Source organism: Allorhizocola rhizosphaerae, assembly GCF_003426775.1.
Lineage (GTDB): Bacteria > Actinomycetota > Actinomycetes > Mycobacteriales > Micromonosporaceae > Allorhizocola > Allorhizocola rhizosphaerae.
The window spans coordinates 1-10,273 of the sequence record NZ_QJUG01000270.1; the positions used below are offsets into that span (position 1 = coordinate 1).

Genomic DNA, 10,273 nt, shown 5'->3' on the forward strand with positions numbered 1-10,273 from the left:
GCGACCGGGCCGACCTGGCGCGGCGGCACGGGCTGAGCGTGGGCACGGTCGAGCACCTGCTGGAGCGGTACGGCACGCTGACCGCCGAGCTGCTCGCGCTCATCGACGCGCGGCCCGAGCTGGGGCAGGCACTTCCGGGCGCACCGGAATACCTGTGCGCGGAGGTGTCATACGCGGCGGGCTACGAGGGCGCGCGGCACCTGGTCGACGTGCTGGCCCGGCGCACGCGCATCTCGATGGAGACCACGCACCGCGGGGTCGAGTCCGCGCGCCGCGCCGCCGAGCTGATGGGCGCCGAGCTGGGCTGGTCGCCGTCCACAGTGGACGACGAGGTGAACGCCTATCTGGCGCGGGTGGAGGCGGAGCGCAAGTCGCAGCTTATGCCTGACGACCTGACCGCCGACGCGGCCCGGCTCTCGGCCACGATCTAGATCCGGCCAGGTCCGGCGATGCGCCTGGTGTTGACCGCCGACACGCACCTGCCGAAGCGGGCGCGTGATCTGCCACCGCGACGGGTGGTCGACGGCGCTGGGCGAACTCACGTTGCATCGAATTCTGGCGAGGTGATGTCGAGACGGCCGGGTCGGCTCCGACCATCTCGTGACGGTGCTGGAGGGCAGCGCCCGAGACTGGCGGAGGAGTTGGCAATGAGCAAGGTGATTCTGGACGTGACGGTGTCCCTGGACGGGTTCGCGAGCGGTCCGAACGTGCGGGACGAGGAGCCGATGGGGGACGGCGGGGAACGTCTGCACGCGTGGATGGCCGGAGAAGGGCCCGACGGCGAGATCGAAGCGGGCCTGTTCCAGGAAGTGAACGCGAGAGTTGGGGCGGTGGTCATCGGGCGGCGCACCTTCGATCTGGGGCTGCGCCCGTGGGGCGGCACGCCGTGGCCGGGCGTTCCCAGTTTCGTGGTCACCCATCGGCTGATGGAGGACCTCGTCGGCGACAACGGTGGGACGTTTGCCTTCGATGGGCTTGAGGCCGCGGTTCGGCGCGCCAAGCAGGCCGCAGGCGACAAGGACGTGTTCGTGTTGGGCCCGCATGTCGCCCGGGAGTTGCTGCGAGCAGGCCTGCTCGACGAGGTATGGCTTCACATCGCTCCGTTCCTGCTGGGCGCGGGAACCCGGCTGTTCGACGGGCTCCAGGCCGAGCTGGTCCCCGGAGGAAAGCCGATCGGGGGGACCGCGACCCACCTACGCTTCCGCGTTGCCAAGCAGGCGTGAGCACAACGTCATGTCAGGCTGAAGACTTTGCCGGGATTGAGCAGGTTGGCCGGGTCGAGCGCGGTTTTGATGGCCCGCTGCACCTCGATGCTCACCGGTCCGGCCTCCGCCGCCAGCCAGTCGCGCTTGAGCAGGCCCACACCGTGCTCGCCGGTGCACGTGCCGCCCATCGCCAGGCCGCGCTCCATGATCTCGTCGAACACCAGATGTCCTTTGTGGACAGACCCGGGGTCGGTGCGGTCGACCACGATGTTGGGGTGCAGGTTGCCGTCGCCGGCGTGGCCGACCACGCCGACCGTGACGCCGTGTTTGAGCGCGATCGCCTCGATCTCGTCGAGCAGCTCGGCCAGGCGCGTGCGGGGTACCGCAATATCATCAATGATCAGACCGCCGTGCTCGAACATGGTCATCGCGAGCTTCTCCATGGCCGGATGCGCGACCCGGCGTGCCTGCAGCAGCTCGGCCGCCTCGGTTGCATCGGTGGCCTGCCAGATGTCGATGGCCCCGGCCGTCTGGCACTGCGCGGCGATGGCGTCGAGGTCGGCGTCGGCGGCGGCGAGCAGGATCGCCTTGGCCGACGTGTCCAGGCCCATCGGCCGGTAGTCCTCGATGGCGTTCAAATGCACCTGGTCGAGCAGTTCGAGCAGCGAGGGCGCGAGGCCCGCGGTGAAGATGCGGTCGACCGCGTCGCCCGCGGCGGCGGTGGAGGGGAACACGGCGACAAGCGTGAGCGGCTCGGACCCGGCCGGCTTGAGTGCCAGCGTGATCTCGGTGATGATCCCGAGCGTGCCCTCGGAGCCGACGAACAGGCGCGTCAGGTCGTAGCCCGCGACGCCCTTGGGGGTGCGACGGCCCGTGCGCATGACCCGCCCGTCGGCGAGCACGACCTCAAGCCCGAGCACATATTCGGTCGTCACGCCGTATTTCACGCAGCACATGCCGCCCGCGTTGGTCGCGACGTTGCCGCCGATCGTGCTGGTCTCCCACGAGCCCGGATCGGGCGGATAGCGCAGGCCCTCGGCGTTGGCGGCCCGGCTGAGCACCGCATTGACCACGCCCGGCTGGACCACGGCGAGCCGGTTGGAGCGGTCGATCTCCAGGATCCGGTTCATGTTGGTCATCGAGAGGACGAGGCAGCCGTCGATGGCGTTGGCGCCGCCGGCCAGTCCGGTGCGCGCGCCCTGCGGCACGATGGGCACGTTGAATTTGGCGGCCCATTTCACGGCCCGGACCACATCTTCGGTCGAGGTCGGCCGGAGCACGGCAAGGGGCGTCCCCGCCTCGCACAGGTCGGCCTCGTCGCGCCTGTACGAGGCTAAGAGATCGGGGTCGGTCAGGGCGCCGGTGAGCTCGGAGATGGTCACGATCCGAACGTTAGCCTGGGGTCCGTGATTTATGTAGACCGGCCGCTCTGGCCGGCGCACGGCCGGATGTGGGCGCATCTGGTCAGCGATGTGTCTTATGCCGAGCTGCACGCGTTCGCCGAGTTGCTTGGCGCGCCCCGGCGGGGATTCGATCGCGACCACTACGACATTCCGGCCGAACGGGTGCCCGTGGCCATCTGGCTCGGCGCCCGCCAGGTGTCCACGAAGGAGATCGCCACACGGTTGCGGGCCGCCGGTCTGCGCCGCCCGAAGCACGCCCAATAGGGTGTATGTTCGCCTCATGCGGGCGCCATCAATATTCGCCGCGATCTTAATAGGCGTTGGTGGATGCGCGTCCGGCCCGCCGCAGGCAATTCCGACCACGGGAGGGTCACCAACGGTTATGAGCTCCCCATCGTCGGCCCCGGCCCCGAGCCCGTGCGCGGGCACCGTGCGCGGCGGCCCCGACCATTTGCGCGGCTATGTCGAGGATTGGCTGTGCGGCCGGCGCACCCTGCCCGAGGTGCCGCTCGACATCGACATGACGTGGACGTTCGTCGAGTGCGACGGCGCCGCCGGGTCCAGCTACTGTTCCTATCGCAACGGCGAAGGCAGCGATTTGATTTTGCGGGTACCCAACGCGCAGCCCGAAACCGTGACCGAGGTGCGGGTGGATCGCACCACCTTCGCGGCCGACGCCGACGAATACGCGCGGCAGTTCGTTGAGGCCTGGGTCAACGGCAACCAGCCGCGCGTGCGCGCGCTGAGCACACCCGAGGTCGCGGCGTTCACCGCGGGCAACCCGCCGCCCGAGTCCGGATATGAGGTCGTGCTCTCGCCGTCCGAGGTGCCCGAGTTCGAGGTGCGCAGCTCCGGGAGCGACTACCTGCTCATCGTGCGGGGTCGGTTGGGGCGGCCCAACGCCATCACCAACATCACGGGGACCTGAGCCAACACGCGAACGACTACGGCGAGATGTGCCGAGCCAGTGTCGAATCGGGTGGTCTGCCCTGGGAGATCGGCGGTCCGCAGCCGGCCCTTCGCGGAGGACCGAAGCGTCGCCGGCCGCCGCGTTCGCGGATTGACCATGAAGTTAACGCCGCGACACGCCGTCGAACATGGCCATAAGTTCATGATCAACCGGAGGTGAGGGCGCGTAGCTCGCGGGTGAGGTTGGTGCGGGCGGGGGACTCGCGCTCGGGGTGGCGGTGGAACAGGGTGGGCAGGTCGAGCAGGCTCATTAACACCGCCGAACGCCCGGCCTGCCACAGCGGCTCGGGCACGTGGGCGTATTCCTTGCGCACAGCCTCCACATAGGACAGATAGTCGGGCCAGGGTCGCGCGAGCACGGCCAGGTCGGCGTCGGCCAGGATGGCCGCGTCGGGGTCGTCACTGACCCGGTGGCCGGCGGTCATGCGCACCAGCGCCATGGCCCGCGCGACCGTGGCACCCGGCACGCCGCAGCGCGTGAGCAGGCTCCCGAGCAGCTGCGCGCTGCGCTCCTCGTTGGCCTGCGAGCGCGGATCGTAAATCGCGTCATGCCCCCAGGCCGCGAGCGCAGCCGCCGGTGAGCCCTCGACCCCGTCTGCGTCAAGGCATGACGCGAGGTGCGCCAGGTCGTGGTAGTGGCGGTGCGGCTCGGACCAGCGGGCGACCAGCTCGGCCGCCACCGCCGCGAGGGTCGCGCCGGGCGCGGTCGCACCCGCGCGCCGGGCGGTGTTGACGAAACGCGCTTCCCACTGCATGCCCCGAGACTACGTTCTGGGTATGACAGCCCTGACCGCCCGCCTCGGGCGCGTGCGCATCGGGCTGGGCCTGGCCGCGCAGGCCGCGATCGCGGCCGGGCTGGCCTGGTTTGTGGCACACGATCTGCTCGGGCACGTGCAGCCGTTCTTCGCCCCGATCGCGGCGGTCGTGGTGCTGGCGATCTCGGTGGGGCAGCGGCTGCGGCGGGCGTTCGAGATCATCGCGGGCAACGCGGTCGGCATCCTGCTCGGCGAGGTGCTCATCTTCGCCATCGGGCGCGGCGCCTGGCAGGTGTCACTGGTCGTGCTGCTGGCCATCGTCATCGCCATGCTGTTCGGCGGGTCCGCGTCGCTGGTCATGCAGGCGGCCTCTTCGGCATCACTGGTGGCTACCCTGGTACCCCCTGAAGCGAATTTCTTTCTCAGTCGCTTCATTGATGCGGTCGTCGGCGGCCTGGCGGGGGTCGGGGTGATGGCGCTGCTGCTGCCGCTCAATCCGCTCACCGTGGTCGGGCGGGAGGCGCGCACGCTGCTGGGCGAGATCGCGAGCGGATTGTCCGGCGCCGCAACGTCTTTGACCGACCACGATATCGAACTGGCCGAATCGGCGCTGGACCGGATGCGTCGCACTGAGCCGAATTTGCGGGCCTATCACGACGCCGTCAACGCCGGCCGGGAGATCTCGCTGGTGGCCCCGTTGCGCTGGCGCAAGCGGGACGTGCTCGGCCAGTACGTGGCCTCCTACACGCATGTGGCGCGCCTGCTGCGCAACTGTCGGGTGCTGACCGCCCGCACGCTCAGCCTGATGCGCGATGGCGAGCCCGTGCCAGAGGCCCTGCCGACAGCGATCCGCTCGCTGGCCGAGGCCGTCACCTGGCTGCGTGACGAGCTCGCGCAGGGGGTCGAACCCGTTGCGTGCCAAGGCGTGGCGCTCCGGGCGGTACGGCAGAGCGCGCACGCCTATGGCGCGGGCGTCGGCTTCTCGGGCGGCGTGGTGGTCGCTCAAATCCGTTCCGCGGCAAGCGATCTGGTACGGGCCGGGGGCACGCCGCCGCAGGAGACCCACCGGCTGGTGCGGGAGGCGGTGGAGAAGGGCTAGAGTTCCGTTTCGAGCGCCGACACCAGCGCGTCCACATCGGACTCCGTGGTGCCCAGCCCAATGCTCGCGCGCAGTGCCGTGGCCGGCACGCCCGCCCAGCCGGCTCGCACGCTTGCCTCGCCCAAAAGCCTGCGCGCCAACGGATGCGCGCAGAACAGACCGTCTCGCACGCCGATGTTGTGCTTGCGGGCCAGGATCTGCGCGATCTCGCCGGAGTCGCGGCCGCGCACGGCGAACGACACCACGCCGATGCGCGGCGCGTCCTGTTCGAACGTGCGCAACTCCGCCACACCGTCCACTGTGGACAAGCCCGCCCGCAAGCGTTGCAGCAACTGCTGTTCGCGTCGATGCAACTGCGCGCGGTCGGCCTTCTCCAGCGTGGCGCACACAGCCGCCAGGGCAACCGCGCCGAGCAGGTTGGGTGTGCCCGCCTCATGCCGGGCCGGGCCGGTGGTCCAGTGGATGTCGTGCGTGGCATCGCCGACCCGGGCCGTCGCACCGCCGCCCTTCGTGAGCGGGATCGCGGCATCGAGCCAGTCGGCCCGCCCCGCGAGCACACCGATCCCGAACGGCGCGTACAGCTTGTGCCCCGACAACGCCAGATAGTCGATATTCTCCAGCGACACGGGCACGTGCGGCGCCAGCTGCGCGGCATCCACCGCGATGCGTGCCTTGAAAGAACGCGCAATTCGCGCCAGCTCGTCGATGGGCCAGAGCTCGCCCGTCACATTGCTCGCGCCGGTGACCGACACCAGCACCGGGCCGTCTCCGTCCCGCCGGATCTGCGCCAGCGCCTTGGCCAGCGAGCGCACAGCCTCGCCGCGCGAACCGGGAACGGGCAGGCGCACCGGGTTGGGCCACGGCAGCAGGTTGGCGTGGTGCTCGCTCGCGAACGTCACGACCGTCGTGCCGGCCGGCAAGGCGTGCGCGAGGAGGTTCAGCGAATCGGTCGTGTTGCGGGTGAACACGACGTGGTCGTCGGGGCGCGCGCCCACGAAGTCGGCGACCGTCTGGCGCGCCCGCTCATACTCCAAAGTGCACCGCTGCGAGAGCGCGCCCGCTCCGCGGTGCACGGAGCCGTACCAGGGAAGCAGCTCATTGACCGCGTCGGCGGCCGCCTTCAGGCACGGAGCGGTAGCGGCATAATCCAGGTTGATCTGACCCGGCACGCCCAGCACGGTGAGATCGCCGCCCACGAGCGGCTCGAACACCTCGGGCAGCTCGACATTGCTACAGGTGGGTTGGACAAGGACAGACATCAAGCACCTCCACGCTTGCTCTCGGGAGCCTGGTCCTCACCCGGGGCACCCCATCGCGGTGAAGGGTTGCCGGCCAGCAAGCCGGGGCTTAGCGCTGGCGCTCGTGACCTGTCGGTGAGCATAGCTTCGATAGAGTCAGCCCATGGCGTATCTCCCAGCACCTGAGACCGGCATCTCACCTCCACCCGCTCCGGCTCCGGCCCCGCCACGCAAGCGTTCGCTGCCGCGGTGGCTGCCGATGGCCGGCGCGAGCGTGGTGGTCGGCGTCGCGGCGCTCGTCATGCTGGGCATCCTGGGGTTCAACCTGGGCCCGACGGGCCTGGCCGTCGGACTGGTCGCCGCCATCCTGCCCGTGCCGGTGCTGATCGCGTGCTACCTGTGGCTGGATCGGTACGAGCCGGAGCCCGTGCGCTATCTGCTGTTCGTGTTCGGGTGGGGCGCGGCCGTGGCCACGCTCACCGCATACGGCGTCAACACCGCGGCCGCGGATCTGGTCAAGCTGCCCGAGGCGCTGGTCGGTGTGCTGGTCGCGCCGTTCATCGAGGAGCTGATGAAGGCGCTCGGCCCGCTGCTGGTGCTGTGGTTCCGGCGCGACCGCATCTCCGGGATCACCGACGGGCTTGTCTACTGTGGACTGTCCGGGGTGGGCTTCGCGATGGTGGAAAACGTGCTCTATCTGGGCGGGCACGGCTTCATGTCGGGCTACGAGCAGTACGGGCCGGCGTCTGGCACCGCGCTCGTGTTCGGCATGTTCATCGCCCGCATCTTCATGTCCGGCTTCGCCCACCCACTGTTCACGTCCATGACCGGGATCGGGATCGGCTTCGCCGCCCGCACCCCGAGCAAGGCCGTGCGGGTGCTCGCGCCGCTGCCAGGGCTCATCCTCGCGATGATGCTGCACGGCGCGTGGAACCTGATGGCCATCCTGAGCGGCGAGGTGAGCCCATACATTTTCTTGTACGGCTACATCGCCGTCATGGTGCCCGTCTTCCTCACGATGGTGGGGGTCGCGTTGTGGGTGCGCGCCCGCGAGGGGCGCCTGGCGCTGACCGTCCTGCCGCCCTATGTGCAGGCCGGCTGGTTCACCCCGCCCGAGCTCGCCTCGCTCGGCACGCTGAGCCGCCGCCACGCCGCACGCGTGTGGGCCAAGCGCGTCGCGGGCGACCCCGGGCGCAAGGCCATGCGCGACTTCCAGTTCGCGGCGACCAAGCTCGCCCTCGTCCGCGACGGGCTCAACCGCGGCCTGCAGATCCAGCAGCTCCAGCAGCTCCAGGACGAAGAACTGGAACTGCTGCATCGGATGGCCCAGGCGAGGCAGGTCTACACGGGTCGTGACCCGCAGATGCCCAACGCGCAGTGGGACGGGCAGCAGTACCAGATCGTTTTCCCCGATAATGTGACGCGTCGGGTTCCCGCACCCCCGGAGCCTGTCGTACCGCTGCCGGTCGCGTCGTGGGGAGGGTAGTCAACCATGGGTCGGTTCGACCAGATCAGGGCCAACATCCGGCGGGCATATGACGCCGGGCGCGCCTCCGTCCGCGCCGCCCGCGAGGAGGAGGAGCGGCAGTCGGCCGACCCCGGCCCGCCACCGGTGGCCCCGCCGGAGCCCGAGCTGACCCACAGCTCGACCAGCAGTCTCGACGACACGTATGTGCCGCAAGGACTCCGGGTGGCGTCCGCCTGGGCATGGCGCATGATCGTGGTGTCCGTGGCGGTCATCGGGTTGCTGTGGCTGGTCGGCAAGCTCACCATCGTGGTCATCCCGCTGGCGATCGCGCTGCTGCTCGCGGCGCTGCTCGGGCCGGCCGTCAACCGGATGCGCCGGTTCGGCATCCCCCGGTCGCTGGCCACGACGATCGCCGTGATCGGTGGGCTGGCGGCGGTCGTCGGCACGTTCACGCTCGTGATCCGCGAGTTCGTCCAGGGTCTGGACGAGCTGACGGTGAACGCCCGACAGGGCCTCGACCGGATCGAGGAGTACCTCAAAACGGGCCCGCTGCAGCTGACCGACCTGCAGCTGACCAACCTCATCAACCAGATCCGCGAGATAGTCACGAAAAACCAGGACCGGCTCACCGACCTCGGCCTCACGACGGCCACCACGGCCGTGGAGATCGTCAGCGGTACCTTCCTGGTGCTTTTCGCCTTGTTCTTCTTCTTGCGCGACGGCCGCCAGATCTGGCGGTTCTCCTTGAATCTGGTACCGGTGGCAGCGCGCGAAAACGTCGACCAGGCCGGGCTGGCCGCCTGGCGGTCACTGGTGTCCTATGTCCGGGCGACCGTGCTCGTGGCGTTCATCGACGCCGTGGGCATCGGGATCCTGCTGACGATCCTTCAGGTGCCGCTGGCCCTGCCGCTCGCCGCGCTCGTGTTCCTCATGGCGTTCATCCCCATCATCGGTGCGACGCTGTCCGGTGCGGTCGCGGTGCTCGTGGCGCTGGTGACCAACGGGCCCGTCACCGCGCTCGTGGTGCTCGGCGGGGTCATCGCGGTCCAGCAGATCGAGGGGCATCTGCTGCAGCCGCTCATCATGGGCAGGGCCGTGGCCATCCACCCGCTCGCCGTGATCGTGGGCATCGCGGGCGGCTTGATCCTCGGCGGGATCATCGGCGCGCTCATCGCCGTGCCGATCATCGCCGTGCTCAACACCGGCATCCGGCGGCTGAACAACCCCGCCTCCCGGGCGGGGACGGAGGACGCGGTCGTCGTTAAGAGTCCCGGGCCGAAAGAGTTACTCTGACCGGCGTGACGACCACCAACCCCGAGCCCGGATTGCCCATCCGGCTGCTGCACGACCGCGTCCTCGTCCGCACCGAAATCAACGAGGGAGAGCGGAGATCATCTGCTGGCCTGGTCATCCCCGCGACCGCCTCGATGGGGACCAGGCTCAGCTGGGCGACGGCGGTCGGGGTTGGCCCGCACGTGCGCTCCATCCAGACCGGCGACCGGGTGCTGTTCGACCCCGAGGACCGCTCGGAGGTCGAGCTGCACGGCGAGTCGTTCGTGCTGCTGCGCGAGCGCGATGTGCACGCGGTCGCGGCGTCACGGGTCGAAAACGACGCCACAGGGTTGTATCTCTAGCCCGCGATGTAGGCCCAGGCGCATCCGTGCCGACATATGCGCCCTCGGTGGTGGACACGACGATGGTGCCGTCGGCAAGCAGCTCGGGGCCCCAGCGCCCAGTCGCGATGCGCCCGAAGTGCGTCCTGTAAAGCTCGGCGGACTGGCTCGCCACCACCTGCGGCATGTGCCGTCCCGATGGTCCCTTCACCGATCAGGTAGTGGCCAGTCGTTTGAGCGCGCCCATGACCACCTCGGTCTTCGTCGTATACCAAAAAGGGGGGAGGGTGTTGCGCATGAAGGCGCCGTAACTGCGGGCGCTCTCCAGCCGGGAGTCGAGCACGGCGACCACGCCACGGTCGTTGGTGGACCGGATGAGCCGGCCGACGCCCTGGGCCAGCCGCACGGCCGCGATGGGCACGCTCACCGCGGCGAAGCCCGAGCCGCCCGCGGCGTCGACGGCCGCGGAGCGGGCGGCGGCCAGCGGCTCGTCGGGGCGCGGGAACGGCAGCCGGTCGATGAC

The 10,273-nt window shown here is 69.7% G+C and carries 12 protein-coding genes and 1 riboswitch; of the genes, 8 read left to right on the forward strand and 4 right to left on the reverse strand.

Features of this window, described 5'->3' with window-relative positions:
* The coding region (locus tag DM816_RS36365) for a glycerol-3-phosphate dehydrogenase C-terminal domain-containing protein (protein ID WP_281274393.1) at positions 1-431 on the forward strand (431 nt) is incomplete at its 5' end.
* Between the two features lie 216 nt (positions 432-647).
* Positions 648-1,223: a dihydrofolate reductase family protein gene (locus DM816_RS36370; RefSeq protein ID WP_117215057.1), complete on the forward strand. Its 576-nt coding sequence runs from the start codon at positions 648-650 to the stop codon at positions 1,221-1,223.
* An 8-nt stretch (positions 1,224-1,231) separates the two neighbouring features.
* Here DM816_RS36370 and DM816_RS36375 read toward each other — a convergent pair whose 3' ends face one another.
* Positions 1,232-2,587 (reverse strand): FAD-binding oxidoreductase, encoded by a 1,356-nt coding sequence (locus DM816_RS36375; protein WP_246002561.1) that lies wholly within the window; start codon positions 2,585-2,587, stop codon positions 1,232-1,234.
* Positions 2,588-2,611: 24 nt separating this feature from the next.
* Here DM816_RS36375 and DM816_RS36380 point away from each other — a divergent pair, with 24 nt between their 5' ends.
* The gene (locus tag DM816_RS36380; protein ID WP_117215059.1) at positions 2,612-2,872 is read left to right on the forward strand and encodes a DUF4031 domain-containing protein; all 261 of its coding nucleotides are present in this window, start codon (positions 2,612-2,614) and stop codon (positions 2,870-2,872) included.
* A 118-nt stretch (positions 2,873-2,990) separates the two neighbouring features.
* Positions 2,991-3,536 carry a hypothetical protein gene (locus DM816_RS36385; protein WP_162908188.1) on the forward strand — a complete coding sequence of 182 codons (546 nt, stop codon included), beginning with the start codon at positions 2,991-2,993 and terminating at the stop codon, positions 3,534-3,536.
* 187 nt (positions 3,537-3,723) lie between these two features.
* Here the strand turns inward: DM816_RS36385 and DM816_RS36390 are convergent, their stop codons facing one another.
* A complete protein-coding gene (locus tag DM816_RS36390; RefSeq protein WP_117215061.1) occupies positions 3,724-4,332 on the reverse strand; it encodes an HD domain-containing protein in 609 nt (202 codons plus the stop codon).
* Between the two features lie 22 nt (positions 4,333-4,354).
* Here DM816_RS36390 and DM816_RS36395 point away from each other — a divergent pair, with 22 nt between their 5' ends.
* Positions 4,355-5,431, forward strand: coding sequence for an FUSC family protein (locus tag DM816_RS36395; protein WP_246002562.1), 1,077 nt, complete (start codon positions 4,355-4,357; stop codon positions 5,429-5,431).
* On the opposite strand, the gene DM816_RS36400 is transcribed toward DM816_RS36395, so the two are convergent.
* Positions 5,428-6,690 carry an aminotransferase class V-fold PLP-dependent enzyme gene (locus tag DM816_RS36400; protein WP_117215063.1) on the reverse strand — a complete coding sequence of 421 codons (1,263 nt, stop codon included), beginning with the start codon at positions 6,688-6,690 and terminating at the stop codon, positions 5,428-5,430. The two genes, DM816_RS36395 and DM816_RS36400, sit on opposite strands and share 4 nt — an antisense overlap.
* A gap of 6 nt (positions 6,691-6,696) precedes the next feature.
* Positions 6,697-6,799, reverse strand: a riboswitch (SAM riboswitch).
* 33 nt (positions 6,800-6,832) lie between these two features.
* Between DM816_RS36400 and DM816_RS36405 the strand changes: the two genes are divergently transcribed.
* Genes DM816_RS36405 through DM816_RS36415 form a run of 3 tightly spaced genes read left to right on the forward strand, consistent with a single transcriptional unit; the run spans position 6,833 to position 9,771 of the window.
* Positions 6,833-8,155 (forward strand): PrsW family intramembrane metalloprotease, encoded by a 1,323-nt coding sequence (locus DM816_RS36405; protein WP_117215064.1) that lies wholly within the window; start codon positions 6,833-6,835, stop codon positions 8,153-8,155.
* 6 nt (positions 8,156-8,161) lie between these two features.
* Positions 8,162-9,430, forward strand: a complete 1,269-nt coding sequence (locus DM816_RS36410; protein WP_117215065.1) for an AI-2E family transporter — start codon at positions 8,162-8,164, stop codon at positions 9,428-9,430.
* Between the two features lie 5 nt (positions 9,431-9,435).
* Positions 9,436-9,771, forward strand: coding sequence for a GroES family chaperonin (locus DM816_RS36415; RefSeq protein WP_117215066.1), 336 nt, complete (start codon positions 9,436-9,438; stop codon positions 9,769-9,771).
* A gap of 193 nt (positions 9,772-9,964) precedes the next feature.
* On the opposite strand, the gene DM816_RS36420 is transcribed toward DM816_RS36415, so the two are convergent.
* A partial coding sequence (locus DM816_RS36420) for a helicase C-terminal domain-containing protein (protein ID WP_281274394.1) occupies positions 9,965-10,273 on the reverse strand: 309 nt, incomplete at its 5' end.